A 13,902-nucleotide genomic window follows, 5' to 3' on the forward strand; every position below is an offset into this window, starting at 1 on the left:
TTCCCCGACGCGAAGGAGAACGACCATGACCAGCAAGCGCACGGCGTGGACGGCCGCGGGGATCGGCCTCGTGACCGCTGCCGGACTCTTCGTCACCGCTCCCGGAGCCTGGGCCGACGGCCAGCCGACCCCGCGGGAACTGCTCGACAAGTGCAACAACGGCACGGATTCGTGCGTGTTCCACCCGGCCGGTGCGCCGGAGGAGCACACCGGGGCCGGCCACCAGGTCGGCGAGACCGCCTACAACTGCACGCAGGACCTGCAGCGCAGCACGGTGAACTGGTCGGACACCACCGGTGAGTCGAACAGTTTCGGCGTTTCCCTTTCGGCCGAGTACGGCTTTTCGGAAGTTTTCAAGGTGTCCATCGAAACGTCGTACCAGCACACCTGGGAGTCCTCGCACACCGAAGGTCAGGCGACCAATGTCGACGTCCGGCCGGGGGAGAAAGGCTGGGTGGAGCGCGCGCCGAAGATGCAGAAGGTGCACGGGACCTACGAAATGCATTTCGGTGACAAGTTCTACGACCACTACATCTGGTACCAGGACTTCGACGCCGACGGCCCGCTGCCCGGCTCGGCCGGCGACATCACGCAGCACACCGCGGCGATGAGCGACCAGGAACGCGCCGAACACTGCGGCTGAGACCGGCCTGCCGGAATGTCGAGGGGGGGATCCCGGACGGCCGGAATCCCCCTCGACAATTCGGTTGCCCGGCCGCCGCGAGACGCTGCAGGGTGACCGGCATGGAGATCCGTGCCACCACCGACGAGGACCTCGAGGTCTACCTCGACACCCTCCACGCCGCGTTCGCGCGGTTCCGGGACGCTCCGGCCGACAGCACCGGGTCCTGGTGGTCGGCGTACGAGATGGAGCGCAACCTGCTCGCCGTGACGGCGGACGGGCGGCCCGTCGGCACCACCGGGGCGTACTCCTTCGAGCTCACCCTGCCCGGCGGGAGGATTCTCCCGGTTTCGGGGGTCACCAGCGTCGGTGTCCTGCCCTCGCACCGGCGTCAGGGCGTGCTCACCGCGATGATGCGCCGCCAGCTCGCCGACCTGCGGGCCCGCGGCGAGTTCCTCTCCGTGCTGCTCGCCTCCGAGGCCCTGATCTACCGCCGGTTCGGGTACGGCCCGGCGACCTACACCTCCCGGCTGACGGTGCCCCGCCACCGAGCCGCCTTCCGGGCGCGCGAAGACGTGAGCGGCTCGGTCGAGCTGCTGCGGCGCGACGGGTGCGTCGAGCTGCTGGAAGAGGTCTACGACCGCTACCGCCGCGCCCAGCCCGGCGCGCTGTCCCGGCCGCACCGCTGGTGGGCCGCAGGCGCGGGCCATCCGCCGATCTCACCGGCGCCGCGGTTCGTCGCCCTCCACCGCGACGCCGGCGGCGTTCCGGACGGGTACGCCAGCTATTCGGTCACCGACGGCACCCTGACCGTCGACGAGACCATCACCACCGGCGACGCCGCCTTCACGGCACTGGCCCGGTTCGTGCTCGGGCACGACCTGGTGACCAAGGTCGTCTTCAAGCAGGTCCCGCCCGGGCACCCGCTGCGCTGGCAGCTCGCGGACTTCCGCGCCGGCGAGGTGAGCGACGACACCGACTGGCTCTGGGTGCGGCTGCTGGACGTTCCGCGGGCGCTGACCGCGCGCGGCTGGTTCACCGACGGCGAGCTGGTCCTCGACGTCGACGACCCGGCGCTCGGCGAGCACGGCCGCTACCTGCTGACTGTCCGGGACGGCCAAGCCGACTGCGTCCTGACGGACCGTGAGCCCGACCTCTCCCTGGACGTGAGCGACCTGGGGTCGGTCTACCTCGGCGGCACCACCCCGAGCGTGCTCGTGCGGGCCGGGCACGTCCGGGCCCACCGCCCGGGCGCGGCCGCCCTCGCCGACGCCCTCTTCCGCGGCGAGCGCACCCCGCACTGCCTGCACTGGTTCTGACCCGCTTCGTCCACAGTGGACGAGGGCGTCAAGTCCCGTGGTGGTAGGCGGTCAGCCGGATCCGCAGGTCGCGCAGGGTGGCGACGCCGATGGCGAAGCTGTAGACGGGCCGGTAGCCGGCGCCGCCGGTGTCGTCGCCGCACGGCCCGCTCAGGTAGACGAAGCCGTCTTCGGGATCCCGCCGCGGCTCGGACCAAGCCGCGCCGGTGCCCGGCGTGCGGCCGTGCCAGTACGCCGGGGTCTTCATCACCTCGCCGAGCGCGGCGATCAGGCCGGGCAGGTCGACGTCCGCGACGCCCAGGCCGCGTCCGGCCCACACCCGCGGCAGCGCGCGGGCGGCGGTGTGGTCCTCGACGAGCGGCGCGCAGCTGAAGACGGCTTCGGCTCCGTCGATCCGGACGGTCCAGCGTTCCATCGCCCGGGTGGGACAGATGACCGGCATGGCCGCTCGCTTCCTCCCCAGGACGTGCACGCTGATCGTCACTGTAGCCGGTGGAGCCGCCCCCGATCGAGGACGTCAGGCGCCGCCGACGGCGCGGCCGAGGTAGGTGACGGACGGGTGTTCGATGCCGAGGTCGTGGAAGCCGAGCCGGTCGTAGAACGCCCGCGCCGGCCGGTTGGCCGTGACCATCACCAGGTGCACGCCCGGCACCGCCCGCTCGGCCAGCGCCGCCAGGTACGCGGTGATCAGCGCGCGGCCGTGCCCGCCGCGCTGGTGCCCGGGCAGGATGTCGATGTGCAGGTGGGCGGGGTAGCCGTCCAGCTCCGGGCGCACCATGTCCTCCGGGGTGTGCAGGACCCCGAGCAGCTCGTCGGTCGGTGTGGACGGCGGGCCGGAGGGCGCCGGGAAGCGTTCGGCGACGCCCGGCAGGTAGTCGTGGCGCAGGCGGGCCGCGAACGCCGGGGTGTCCGCCGTGCCGACGAGGTACCCGACGGCGGTGCCGTCGCCGCGGTCCAGGACGAACGCGAGATCGGGCTCCAGCTCCAAGTAGGGCGCCAGGAAGATGACCGGCAGGAGGTCGTCGTCGGGGTGCACGCCGCGCGCGTCACCGCCTTCGAGTCCGGTTCGGACGCACACGTCGAATAGGGCGGCCCGGTCGTCCGGGTGGTAGGGCCGGATGTGGTGCGCCGCCGTCATGACACTGCCGCCGAGATGGTCCGGTGTTGCCGGAAGGCGTCCGCGAGCAGGCAGAGGAACTCGACGTCGCTGGCGAGGTCGTGGCCGCCGGGCAGCGGCGCGGGGTCGGACAGGGGTGGCGAGCCGGCGGCGCGGGCGTGCAGGGCCGCCGCGATGGTGGCAGCCTCGGCCTCCGGGCCGTCCAGCCCCGGCGGGGCGGCGGGGCGGTGGGGGCGCAGCGCGAGCAGGCCGTCCCGGATCTCGATGACCTGGCGGTAGCCGCGCAGCCGGGACGGGAACAGCGAGCCGAAGAGCCCGGGCGGTTCCAGCGCGATCGCGGGCTCGGCCCGGTAGAGCGCGAGCCACAGCGGCGCGAGCCGGCGGTACTGGCGCCGCCGGCGCAGCCAGCTGGCGAACGCGGGCAGGGCGACGCCGGTCAGGACCAGGACGTGCGCGCCCGTCGGGAGGGCCTTGGCCAGCAGGAAATCGTCGCCGAAGGCGAACGTGACGGACGTGCGGTCCGAGAGGTCGAAGGCGACGACGGTCCGCGAGACCATGTAGAGCGCCGCGACCGCGGCACCGGCGACGACCAGCCCGAGGCCGGTGCGCAGCACGCGGTCCGATGTCGCCCGCGCAACCCGCAGGCACACCCCGGCGACGATCAGGTACCCGGGCAGCACGGCGAGCGCGTAGACGACGCTGTATTCCAGCACCCACGGCGACTGCGGGCTCTGGTCCGGAGCGGCGAAGAACACCACGCACAGCGCCACGCCCGAGAGGACGGACCACGCGGTCTGCCAGCGGGCCTGAACGTCGAAGCCGTGCAGCCGCAGCATGGTCTCGGCGCCGGCCCAGACGGCGACGAGCATGCCGAGGTGACCGATCAGCTGCTCGAGGTCGTCGAAGCCGACCGTGCGCACGAGGGCTTCGAAACCGGGGGTCAGCGCGGTCTGGGAAACCGCCAGACCGAGCACGCACAGCCGCACCAGCCGCCGGCCGGGAGCGGGACCGGGGCGCAGGCAGAGGACCACGACCCACGCCAGCAGGGCGGGGCCGTAGCGGCGGACGAGCTCAGCCATGGGCGCCGCCGTCGTCGAGGGCCGAGCGGAGCCGGTCGGTGAGCGGGTCGCGCGGGCGCGCGAACTCCGCGCGCCCGCCGACCAGGGAGGCGAAGATCTCCGCCTCCTGCTCCTCGACGCTCGTGTAGCCGGTCCGGCCCAGCACGCGGCGCACCATGGCCGGGTCCAGGCTGGGCAGCAGCAGCCGGGCCTGCTCGGCCGGGGTCACCGAGACCGGGTAGTGCTCGCACAGCATGTGGCCGATCTCGTGCAGCACTATGTGGTCCTGGTGCGGCGGCGTCGTGTGCTGCTCGTAGGCGATGAAGTCGGTGGTGTCGGTGGCGATCCAGAGCCCGCACACGTCGGTCAGCCCGGGTAGCGGCAGCAGCCGGATCGGGCGGCCGCGCCGGGCGGCGAGCCCGTCGCAGAGCGCGCGCACGTCGAACGGCGTGGGCAGCGAAAGCTGGCGCAGCACCGCGTCGCAGCGGCGCCGGACCCGTCGCCGGCCGGACCGGGTCATCGGTCCGTGTCGGCCGGCGGCTCGGGCAGGCCTTCGAGCTCGCGGACCCGGTCGACCATGTCGCTGATCGTTTCGAGGCTCTTCGGCGACAGCCCGCGGGCCCGCAGCGCGATCTGCCGGACCGGCGCCTCCCGCAGCGCGCTGAGCAGCGTGAGCTCGGCGTCGATGCGCTCGGCTTCGCTCTCGTCGAAGAAATAGGCGGCCGGCACGCCGAAGAATCCCGCCAGGGCCTCCAGGTGCCGTTTGGTGGGATTGTCCCGCAGGCCCTTGCGCAGCTGCCACAGGTAGGTCGCCGAGATGGTCGGGCCGCCCCGGGCCCGGATCGCGTCCGCGACCTGCTCGAACGAGTATTCGTCGCCCCCGGCCGGGCGGACCACGCCGAACAGGTGGTCCAGCTTCGCGGCGAGGGTGTGCTCAGCCATGCCCGGAACTATACCCAGCCCGTTAACTGGCGTGAAGCCAACAACGGGACGGCGCTCAACGCCAGTTGACAGTTCGATTTTTCTCTGTTTACGTTGTCCGTAGGGCTCATCAACTATGGTGAATCCTGCGGGTTCCAGGGGGGAACCGGCTGTTTCGCGGTGGGAACCAGCGAAGAGGGGAACGCTGATGGCGTTCACGTGCAGAGCTCTGCGTGCCGGGGCGGCGGCCGCCGGGATCACGCTCACGATGGCCACGACGGTGACCGCGCCCGCCGAGCCGGCCACCGGCGGAGCGGGCCGGGTCGTCCGCAGCGAACGGCCGACGGGCCTGATCGTCACGAAGGTCGTCTTCAAGGTGCGCGCCGACGGCGTGAGGGTCGCCGTCCCGGTCGGGTCGTCCCGGGTGTTCCCGACCGTCCACTACACGCTGCCCGGACCCGGGCTGTGAGAGCAAGCGGGCTCAAAGCCGTTTCGCTGCCCGGAAACCCTGCGCGTACCGGCCCGTTCCGTCGAGGCACGACGCGCCGCCGAACGCCGGCCCGTCCGCTCTCTTGCGGCTGGCCAGCACGCGGCGGTGGCCGTCGCCGTCGAGGCCCAGGAAGAGGCCGACCTGGGACACCGGTGCGCCGGGCCGGTCCGGCGGGCCGAAGAACAGCAGGTCGCCCGGCTGGAGGCGGGCGAGGCCGGTGCCGGTCACGATCGGCGTGCCGGGCCCGAGCGTCGCCATCGCCGCCGCACCGCGGGGGAGCCCGGCGCCCGCGATGTCCTTGCCCAGCAACGGATAGCCCGCACGGTAGCCGTAGACCAGCCGCACGAAACCGGCGCTGTCGAGCGAGCCGCCCCGGCCGGGATCGGCCTTGTGGCGGACGCCGTCGGGGAAGCGCCAGGCGATCCCCAGGTAGCGGTCGAAGTCGGCGCCTTCGCCGAACGCGGCGTCGCCGGCGATCCGCAGGCCGGTGCCGTCCCGGACGGCGGGGGCGCCCGCGGTGTACTGCAGCGCGATCGCGAGCACGTCCGGGGCGGTGCTGCCCGCGGCGCCGGCCAGCCACGGGCCGAACCAGTCCGCCCGCTCGGCCCCCGCCGACCACGGCCGGGGCGCGAGCCGGACCCACGCGGTGCTCGTCACCGCCGCCTTCGCGTCGCGGAAGGTGCGCGCGGGCCCGGCCAGCACGACGGTGCGGGAGCCGTCGGTCAGCGTCGCCACCACCGCGCCGGAGGCGGCGGTGACCACCGTGCGGGGCGGGTCGGCGAGCCGCGCGAAGCGGTAGCCGCCCCGGTCCGCGGTCGCCCCCGTCGACGCCGCCACCGCGGCGATCGCCGCTTCGTCGCGCTCCTGGTTCGCGTAGTGCACGGAGACCACACCCGACACCGCGATCACCACGGCCAGCAGAAGACTCCGGACTGCCGTTCGGTTCACCGCGTCACACCGCCGGGACGAGCCCGATGAGGACACCGCTGGCGAGCACGGCGTAACTGACCAGGCTCACCCCGCCGGTCGCCAGCAGCGTCGGGCCGGGCCGCTGGCGCACGAGCTGGTAGGCGATCAGCCCGGGCACCACGAACCCGAGGGTCTGGTGGACGAACAGCAGCGGGTAGTCGGCCTGCACGAAGACCACCAGCGACACCTGCAGCACCACGCCGAGCAGCACCACCGCCGCGAACAGCCGCTTGCCGTAGAGGATCACCAGGCGCTGCAACGCTTTCGTGCCGGCGTAGGTGAGCGCGGTCATCAGCACGATGACCGCGGCGCGGCGGTAGTCCTCCACCAGCGTCAGCGCCAGCCAGCCGGGGGTGATCATGCCGCCGGGGGACAGGTTCGTGGCCAGGTAGCAGACCAGCGACAGCAGCAGGCCGATGGCCAGGCCGACGGTCGCGATCTCCGGCGCCAGCTCGGCGGTGCTCATGCGCGGGCCTCCGCGGGCACGGCCGGCAGCTTCGCCAGCTCGTCGATCAGCAGCTCGCCCTGGCCGTGGATGTTGCCGATCGCGACCAGCGACCAGTCGCCGCCGGTGCCGGAAAGCAGGTCCCGCACCAGGTCCCGGCCCGGCCGGTGGCCGCCGAGGTCGACGACCCGGTCGTGCCAGGCGGCCGGGATCGCCACCCGCGCGCTGCGGGTGGGCTCGCCGATGAGCACCACGCGCTCGGGCGCGATCTCCGGCACGAGCGCGCCCATCTGGCCGTTGCGCTCGACGCGGTCCGGGCGGCAGTTGATCACGACGTGCAGCGGGTCGCCGATGGCGCCCTGCCCGCGCAGCCGGCCGATGTTCATCAGGGTCGACTCCGGGTCGTTGGCGGCGAAGACGTTCGCGAACCGCAGGCGGCTCCGCCCGGCGAGGTAGTGGTGCACGCGCAGCACCCCGGGGTCGGGCGGGGCCGCCCACATCCCTTCGAGCGCGGCCCGGCGCGGCACCCCGGCCAGCTCGGCGACGGCCAGCGCGATCGCGACGTTCTCCTTGAACGTGATCCAGCCGAACCCGCTCATTTCGTTGTCGGACACCGAATCCGGGTCGGCCACGACCAGTTCGCAGTCCCGTTTTCCGGCTTCTTCGCGCAGGATCGCGAGCCGGTCGCGCTCGGCCGTCACGCACACCCCACCGGCCGGCATGGACCGGCACAGCGACCGCGCGACGTCGTCGAGCGTCGGCCCCATCTCGGCCAGGTGGTCCTCGCGGACGTTGCACAGCACGCCGATGGTCGAGCGGATCAGCTTGCGCTGGTTGATCTCCTGCAGTTCCGGCAGCACGGCCATGCACTCGATCACCAGCGCGCCGGGCCGGTACGCGGCCGCGCGGCGGACGATGCCGATCTGCTCGACGACGTTGGCGATGCCGAACTTGCGGTACACCGGTTCCTCGCTGCCGTCGGGGTGGATGAACCGGGCCGCGGTTCCGGTGGTCTTCGCCACCGTCACCACGCCGCCGCTGCGCAGCGCGCCGGCGCACAGGCGGGTGATCGAGCTCTTGCCGCGGATCCCGTTGACCAGGACGCGGTGGCGGATGGCGTGCAGCCGGGCGTAGTGGTGGCGCTGCTCGACGATCCCGCCGGCCAGCAGGGCGCCCGAGCCCAGCAGCAGCACGCAGTAGAGGAAGACCACGTCAGGACCTGCTCCCGGCGAGCACCGGCTCCGGAGTTTCTTCGACCACTTGTCCTTTGTGGAGCTTCAGACGGCAAAGCTCCACACAGGACGCGACCGTGCCTATCTCGTCCTGCCGCTGCGGATACCCGGGCTCGGCCGCCCCGCCCGCGGCGACCAGTTCCGCGGCCGCGGCGACCCGGCGCAGCGGCCGCACGACGACCAGCTCGTGCCAGCCGAACAGCAGGAGCGCGAGCACCGCGGTGACCAGGGCGGCGGCCCGGGCCCCTTCGCGCCCGGAACCGTCCCCGCCGGCCGGCTGCTCCGCCACGACGACCCAGTCCAGCGAGGCGGCGGTGCCGGTGCGCGCGAAGAGCCGGGCGGTGACCTGTGTGGGGCCGGGCGCCTGGCCTGTTCTTGCTGCGGCGGTCGCGGCGAGCAGGGCGGGGTCACCGAGCCGGTCGAAGGCGAGGTAGCCCCGGGTGTCGGCGATGGTGCGGTCGCCGTCGTCGACCACGCGCACCCGCGACCCGGCGGCCTGAAGCGGCGCGGCGAGCCGGGTGACGTCTAGTTCCCCGACGAGCGTGTGTTGGTCAGCGAGCCCGGCGTAGGCGTACACGACGGGCACCCGGCCGCTGGTGTTGTGCTGCCGCAGCCCGTCCCCCGGGGGCGGTGGCCCGTCCCGCAACGGTTCCCGGCCGGCGCGCTGCTGCACTGTTCCGGCGGTGTCTACGACGTACACGCTGCGGAAGGCCGGATCGGCGGACAGGCGGTCGACCATCGGCTGCGCTTCGTTCGACAGCCGTGCCGCCGCCCGCAGCTCGGCGAGGCTGCCGGTGAGGCTGGAGCGAAGGGCGTCGGCGGAGCGGTCCAGGCGGAGTCCCTGTTCGGCGACGAGCGCGGCGGGCACGTCGGCGCTTTGCTGGCCGAGGGTGCAGAAGATCGCGGCGGACCAGCCCAGGAGGGCGACGGTCACCAGCCCGACGAGAAGCCGCGCGGGTATGCCTCGGCGGAGGGTTTTGGGTGCCGGGTCGGGGGCTTGCGTGGTTCGGTGGGTTGGCGAAGGTGCGTTGCCGAAGAGCCGCGCGGGCACGCCTCGGCGGAGGTTTTTGGCTGCCGCGGCAGGGACTCGCGTGTTTTGGTGGGTTGGTGGGGGAGTGCTGCCGGGGTCGGCTGGGAGCTGCGCGAGCACGCTTCGGCGGGTGGTGACATGCGCCGAAACCTCGGCCGGCGCATCGTGGTCGGCAGGTGCTGTGCCGAGGTTGGTCGGGAGCCGTGCGGGCAGGCCTGCCGAAGTGGCCGCGCCTGCGTTGCCGTGCAGCTGGCGGTGGCAGCTTTCCAAAGCCGCCGCGGTTCGTCGTACCTCGGCGAGGCGGGACTGGCGTACCCGCGCCACGTGGTCCCCGGATGCGACCGCGAGGGCATCAGTCCGCAGCCGCCGGATCGGTGCGACCAAGCCTCGGCGCAGCAGGAGTGTGCCGCCTGCCGCGAGGGTCAGCAGTGCTGCCGCCGCAATGACAGGCGGCCATGGCGACGGGGGCGGGTCGGCCGGGAGCCACGTCAGCGTGACCACCGCGAGGCCGAGGCCGCCCGCCGTCGCTCCGGTGCTCACCGGGGCGTACGCGACCACCGGGGCCGTCGGGTTCGGGCCCGGGGACACCGCGCCCGTCAGGACTCCGGAACCCGGTGTGCGACCGGCCGTGTCCAGCAGTGGGCGTACCTCGGCGGGGACGTCCGCGCCCGTGCTGCCCAGGACCGTGCCGCCGGTTGTGACCAGCCGGAGGTGACGGGGCGGGGACGGCGTCGCCAGGCGCAGGGCGGTCGACACCACCAGCACCTGCCCGGTGCGGGCCCCGTCCAGGGGGACCGCGCTCAGCACCAGGGGCACGTCGCCGGGGCGGGCGGCCGGGCGGACCGTGAGGCGGCCGAGGTCGACCCCGGACAGCGAGTCCAGCGCGACCGGCTCGCCGTGCGCGGCCCGCAGCGCGCGGGAAGCGCCGTCGATCAGCGCGACTCCGCGCCACGACGGGTAGACGGCGCCCAGCGCGTTCAGCAAGTGGTTGTCGTCCGGGTCGTCGAACGCCGGGGCACCGGCCGCGAGCCGGAGGTCGTGCGCGGTCGCGGTGGCCGACGTGGCGACGGCCTTGGCGAGCGTCTCGGCGTCACGGCGCTGTGCCGCGACGGCACCCGGCGGCACGCTGGGTGCCCCGCCGTCGAACACCGGAAGCGTGCCGAAGCCCAGCGCGCAGAAGCAGGCGACGAGGAACGCGGCCACGAGCCCGGCGGCCGACGCGACACCCACGCCGCGCGGGAAACCGGCCTCGGGCAGCCGTTCCCGGAGCCGATCGGCCGGCCGCGCGCCGGGCACCAGAGACGAAAACGGCTTCGCACTGCGAGTGCGCATGCACGCTCCTAGAGCGGACCAAGGCGGCGGTCGACGGGGGGAGTGGGCCCGGCAGCGGCGGCAACCACCAGGCTCTTTATTAGGAAAGTTTCTTTCCGAACTGGACCAGGATGATCCGCACCCGCCGAGCTGTCAAGACCCAACACCGCCGGAGCCGCCATTCGGGGTGTGACCACCGGGAAAGGTAAGCAGCACAACGAATCCGTGTACCCTCCGGTGCGGTGAGCTGCAAGCAGGCGGTGTTGTCCGCCCTCGCCCTGCTGGTCGTGCCGGTGCTGGTCCTGGTCTGTCGCCCGGTTCCGAAGACCGGGACGCCCGACACGCTGCGCGCCGAAATTGCGGCCTTCACGGGCGCACTGTCCGCGAGCCAGCCCTACCGGCCGCCGGACGCTTCCGAGCGCGCCACCGCGGCCCGCGGCTTCGCGGACCTGGATTCCCTTGCCACGAAAGACCTCGCGAAGCTGGGGTTCACGGTCGAGGACCTCGTCGACCCGGTGACGCGCCGGCCGTACACGCTCGTGCGGAACGAGCCGGGCACCGCCCGCGCGTGGGGGATGTTCCTTCTCGACCGCTCGGCGCCGCCCTCGCTCGCCGTCGAGGTGCCGCATCCCGCGTTCGACCTGCGGACGGAGCTGTTCGGGCTGGACCTCTGGCGTCGCACGCCGGGCGCGGTGCTGATGATCGCCGGCGCGCACCGCCGGGCCGATGGCGACCGGGCCGACGTCGCCCACGAGGCCGGTTCGGTGTTCCAGGTCGTGGCCGCGGGCCTGGTCGGCCGCGGCCTGGCGCAGGTGCAGCTGCACGGCTTCGACGACGCATCGGCGCCGGGGTACGACATCGTGCTGTCGCCCGGGTCCGGCCGGGCCGGTGGCGCGGCCGTCCGGCTCGGTGACGATTTCGGGAAGGCCGGGTTCGCGGTCTGCCGGGCGTGGCTGCAGGTGTGCGCCGGCCTGGAGGGGGAGACGAACGTCCAGGGCCGGCTGGCCGAAACCGCCGGTACCGCCTTCCTGCACGTCGAAATGAACCGCACGCTGCGAGACGCCGACGCGTCCCGCGCCCGGGCCGTGCAGGCCCTGGTGGACGCCCAGGTCGGCCGTCCTTGAGGACTTTGTTAAGAAGGTATCTTTACTAACGGCAATCGAGCATGTACCGTTCGTTGGCAACGCCGCCTTCATGCAGTCCTGGTGCGAACCAGTCAGCTACGGAGGAGCCTTGTCCAGACACGCGATGATCCCGGCCACCAGCGCCCGTGGTGTCCCATCGCCCGAGGCGAGACAGCCCGTTCCGGACGCCGGAACCCGCGCTGCCGCCTGAGTCCCACCCTTCGCTCCGGAAGTCCCCGACGGGTTCCGGCGCGCCCTCAGCCGGGCTGAGCCGGGTCGTCCCGGTGCCCCCGCCGCCTTCTCCGCCACCCACTCATCCGGAGGGTTCACCTTGTCACGAAAGAAAAATGTCGCCGGCGTCGCCGCGGCCGCGTTCGTCGCGGCCGGCCTCGTCGCGATGTCCCCGTCCCCGGCCACGGCCGTCCCGCCCGGGCCCGGCGCGCTCACCACGCTGGACACGTCGGCCGGCAACCGGGCCGCCCCGGTAGCCGGGCTGTACGACTGGAGCAAGGCCGGCTTCCGCGGCGGCCAGAACCTGCCCGGCGCCAGTGCCGTCAACCCGAGCGCGAGCTGCCAGATCACCCCGGCCCAGCTCGCGAGCACGTACAAGGTCAAGCCGGACGACGGTGTCGACGACACCACCGGCATCCAGGCGGCCATCGACAAGATCCACGCGTCCTGTTCACCGTCGGGCAGCTACACCAAGCTGAGCCTGATCACGTTCCCGGCCGGGACGCTGAACGTCACCCACGAGATCCACGTCGACGCGAACTACCTGATCCTGCGCGGTGCCGGCACCGACCAGACGAAGTTCGTCTACACGCCGGACAAGAACACCGAGTACGACGTCGTGACGCCGGACGGCGACCAGTGGGACCAGCACGAGATGAACTACGAGGACGGCTCCGGCGGCTGGCTGTGGCCGGGCCGTGGCCTGTTCCGCGTGCAGTCGCGCGGCGTGGATCCCAGCTACGCCAGCGAGTACAAGTCCGCCCCGGCCAACCGGAAGGACATCTTCGAGGGCACGATCAACGTGCACTGGAAGGCCGGCGCCAAGCTGCGCGAAAAGCCCGGTGACAAGGGCTTCGCGGCGCGCACCGGCGACAAGACCGTCTACCTGGCCACCAGCGCCAAGACCACGAACATGAAGGTCGGCGGGTTCATCAACATCCGGGCCGCGAACTCGATCAACTTCTACAAGTCGATGAACGCCTACCCGACGACCTGGCCGCTGCAGAACCTCCACATGCGCCAGCAGTGGTTCACCATCACCGCGATCGACACCAAGAACCACACCGTCTCCATCGACAAGCCGCTCGAGTACGACGTCCCGGTCGACTCCACTTCGGACGGTTCGGCGGCCATCGACGGCAGCGCCTACGCGTCCAAGGCCTCGCCGATCGTGGACCCGATCGTCGGGGTCGGCTTCGAGAACTTCTCCTTCACGCAGTCGGCCCCGGCCGGCGTCACCGAGGCGCAAGCGAAGGACAACTACGGCAACCTGGCGCCCTCGCTGGCCATGCAGGGCATCGTGTTCAAGTGGGCCGCGAACTCCTGGGTCACCGGCATCCACTCGATGATGACCGGCTCGCACCCGATCGTCACCGAGGAGGCCAAGAACCTGCAGATCGTGAACAACGAGCTGGACGGCTCGTGGAACAAGGGCAAGGGCGGCAACGGCTACTTCCGCGGCTCCCGCGTCTGGGACTCGCTCTACGCCGGCAACACCACCCGCGACCTGCGGCACTTCACCTTCCAGTGGTCGGCCTCGGGCAACGTCGTGATCGGCAACGACATCGACTCGGACTTCAACATCCACGGCGGTTACGAGCGCAACAACCTGTTCGAGCTCAACACCAACAAGGTCTCCTACGCCCACCGCTCGGGCAGCTGCACCGCGCACTGCGGTGACGAGGGCGGCGACGCGCCGGACGACTCGACGTGGTTCCCCATCTACTGGTCGACCGGGCAGAAGGCGGTCAAGTGGTCCGGATCTTCTGGTCCCCGCAACGTGTTCTTCAACAACACGATGACCAAGCAGGTCACCGCCGGCGCGGCCTACACGCCGTACTACCCCGACCACACCAAGATCTACCAGTTCGGCTGGGACGGCTCCGCCTTCCACCACCTGGACGTGGGGGGCAAGCCGATCGTGGACTGGGCCCACAACGAGCAGAAGGACTACAGCGGCGGCCACGGCGTCGACGACTCGAAGACCAGTACCGCGAAGTCGTTGTTCCTCAAGAACGTCCCGGCGAGCTGAC

At 72.3% G+C, this 13,902-nt stretch carries 14 protein-coding genes; 5 read left to right on the plus strand and 9 right to left on the minus strand.

From position 1 onward, the window contains the following. Positions 1-25: 25 nt before the first annotated feature. Together VA596_RS44815 and VA596_RS44820 are read left to right on the plus strand one after the other, a co-directional pair. Complete coding sequence (locus tag VA596_RS44815; protein ID WP_323336145.1) at positions 26-643, plus strand: hypothetical protein; 618 nt, start codon at positions 26-28, stop codon at positions 641-643. Positions 644-744: 101 nt separating this feature from the next. Further along, positions 745-1,941, plus strand: coding sequence for a GNAT family N-acetyltransferase (locus VA596_RS44820; protein WP_323336147.1), 1,197 nt, complete (start codon positions 745-747; stop codon positions 1,939-1,941). A gap of 28 nt (positions 1,942-1,969) precedes the next feature. Here the strand turns inward: VA596_RS44820 and VA596_RS44825 are convergent, their stop codons facing one another. From VA596_RS44825 to VA596_RS44845, 5 genes are all read right to left on the minus strand, one after another. Beyond that, on the minus strand, positions 1,970-2,383 hold the full coding sequence (locus tag VA596_RS44825) for a hypothetical protein (protein ID WP_323336148.1): 414 nt from the start codon (positions 2,381-2,383) through the stop codon (positions 1,970-1,972). Between the two features lie 75 nt (positions 2,384-2,458). Next, positions 2,459-3,079 (minus strand): GNAT family N-acetyltransferase, encoded by a 621-nt coding sequence (locus tag VA596_RS44830; protein WP_323336150.1) that lies wholly within the window; start codon positions 3,077-3,079, stop codon positions 2,459-2,461. Further along, the gene (locus VA596_RS44835; protein WP_323336151.1) at positions 3,076-4,137 is read right to left on the minus strand and encodes an MAB_1171c family putative transporter; all 1,062 of its coding nucleotides are present in this window, start codon (positions 4,135-4,137) and stop codon (positions 3,076-3,078) included. The genes VA596_RS44830 and VA596_RS44835 overlap by 4 nt, the downstream gene beginning before the upstream one ends. Further along, entirely contained in the window at positions 4,130-4,636 is a 507-nt protein-coding gene (locus VA596_RS44840; RefSeq protein WP_323336153.1) for a hypothetical protein, read from the minus strand. Before VA596_RS44840 ends, VA596_RS44835 begins: the two co-directional genes overlap by 8 nt. Further along, complete coding sequence (locus VA596_RS44845; RefSeq protein ID WP_323336155.1) at positions 4,633-5,058, minus strand: helix-turn-helix domain-containing protein; 426 nt, start codon at positions 5,056-5,058, stop codon at positions 4,633-4,635. The genes VA596_RS44840 and VA596_RS44845 overlap by 4 nt, the downstream gene beginning before the upstream one ends. A gap of 187 nt (positions 5,059-5,245) precedes the next feature. On the opposite strand from VA596_RS44845, the gene VA596_RS44850 reads away from it, so the two are divergent. Further along, on the plus strand, positions 5,246-5,506 hold the full coding sequence (locus VA596_RS44850) for a hypothetical protein (protein WP_323336157.1): 261 nt from the start codon (positions 5,246-5,248) through the stop codon (positions 5,504-5,506). Between the two features lie 12 nt (positions 5,507-5,518). Here the strand turns inward: VA596_RS44850 and VA596_RS44855 are convergent, their stop codons facing one another. Genes VA596_RS44855 through VA596_RS44870 form a run of 4 tightly spaced genes read right to left on the minus strand, consistent with a single transcriptional unit; the run spans position 5,519 to position 10,535 of the window. Next, positions 5,519-6,475 (minus strand): NlpC/P60 family protein, encoded by a 957-nt coding sequence (locus tag VA596_RS44855; protein ID WP_323336159.1) that lies wholly within the window; start codon positions 6,473-6,475, stop codon positions 5,519-5,521. 4 nt (positions 6,476-6,479) lie between these two features. Next, a complete protein-coding gene (locus VA596_RS44860) occupies positions 6,480-6,962 on the minus strand; it encodes a poly-gamma-glutamate biosynthesis protein PgsC/CapC (RefSeq protein WP_323336161.1) in 483 nt (160 codons plus the stop codon). Continuing rightward, complete coding sequence (pgsB, locus tag VA596_RS44865) at positions 6,959-8,152, minus strand: poly-gamma-glutamate synthase PgsB (RefSeq protein WP_323336163.1); 1,194 nt, start codon at positions 8,150-8,152, stop codon at positions 6,959-6,961. Before pgsB ends, VA596_RS44860 begins: the two co-directional genes overlap by 4 nt. A 1-nt stretch (position 8,153) precedes the next feature. Further along, complete coding sequence (locus VA596_RS44870; protein WP_323336164.1) at positions 8,154-10,535, minus strand: HAMP domain-containing protein; 2,382 nt, start codon at positions 10,533-10,535, stop codon at positions 8,154-8,156. Positions 10,536-10,756: 221 nt separating this feature from the next. Between VA596_RS44870 and VA596_RS44875 the strand changes: the two genes are divergently transcribed. Beyond that, the gene (locus tag VA596_RS44875) at positions 10,757-11,638 is read left to right on the plus strand and encodes a hypothetical protein (protein WP_323336166.1); all 882 of its coding nucleotides are present in this window, start codon (positions 10,757-10,759) and stop codon (positions 11,636-11,638) included. A gap of 331 nt (positions 11,639-11,969) precedes the next feature. Continuing rightward, positions 11,970-13,901 (plus strand): hypothetical protein, encoded by a 1,932-nt coding sequence (locus VA596_RS44880; RefSeq protein WP_323336168.1) that lies wholly within the window; start codon positions 11,970-11,972, stop codon positions 13,899-13,901. Position 13,902: the final 1 nt, after the last annotated feature.

The organism is Amycolatopsis heterodermiae, from assembly GCF_034929455.1.
In the GTDB taxonomy this organism is placed as follows: Bacteria; Actinomycetota; Actinomycetes; order Mycobacteriales; family Pseudonocardiaceae; genus Amycolatopsis; species Amycolatopsis heterodermiae.

Excerpts from the sequence above, each read along its gene's own strand:
- VA596_RS44815 (WP_323336145.1), top strand. The coding sequence starts at position 26 with ATGACCAGCAAGCGCACGGCGTGGACGGCCGCGGGGATCGGCCTCGTG.
- VA596_RS44820 (WP_323336147.1), top strand. The coding sequence starts at position 745 with ATGGAGATCCGTGCCACCACCGACGAGGACCTCGAGGTCTACCTCGAC.
- VA596_RS44825 (WP_323336148.1), bottom strand. The coding sequence starts at position 2,383 with ATGCCGGTCATCTGTCCCACCCGGGCGATGGAACGCTGGACCGTCCGG.
- VA596_RS44830 (WP_323336150.1), bottom strand. The coding sequence starts at position 3,079 with ATGACGGCGGCGCACCACATCCGGCCCTACCACCCGGACGACCGGGCC.
- VA596_RS44835 (WP_323336151.1), bottom strand. The coding sequence starts at position 4,137 with ATGGCTGAGCTCGTCCGCCGCTACGGCCCCGCCCTGCTGGCGTGGGTC.
- VA596_RS44840 (WP_323336153.1), bottom strand. The coding sequence starts at position 4,636 with ATGACCCGGTCCGGCCGGCGACGGGTCCGGCGCCGCTGCGACGCGGTG.
- VA596_RS44845 (WP_323336155.1), bottom strand. The coding sequence starts at position 5,058 with ATGGCTGAGCACACCCTCGCCGCGAAGCTGGACCACCTGTTCGGCGTG.
- VA596_RS44850 (WP_323336157.1), top strand. The coding sequence starts at position 5,246 with ATGGCGTTCACGTGCAGAGCTCTGCGTGCCGGGGCGGCGGCCGCCGGG.
- VA596_RS44860 (WP_323336161.1), bottom strand. The coding sequence starts at position 6,962 with ATGAGCACCGCCGAGCTGGCGCCGGAGATCGCGACCGTCGGCCTGGCC.
- VA596_RS44870 (WP_323336164.1), bottom strand. The coding sequence starts at position 10,535 with ATGCGCACTCGCAGTGCGAAGCCGTTTTCGTCTCTGGTGCCCGGCGCG.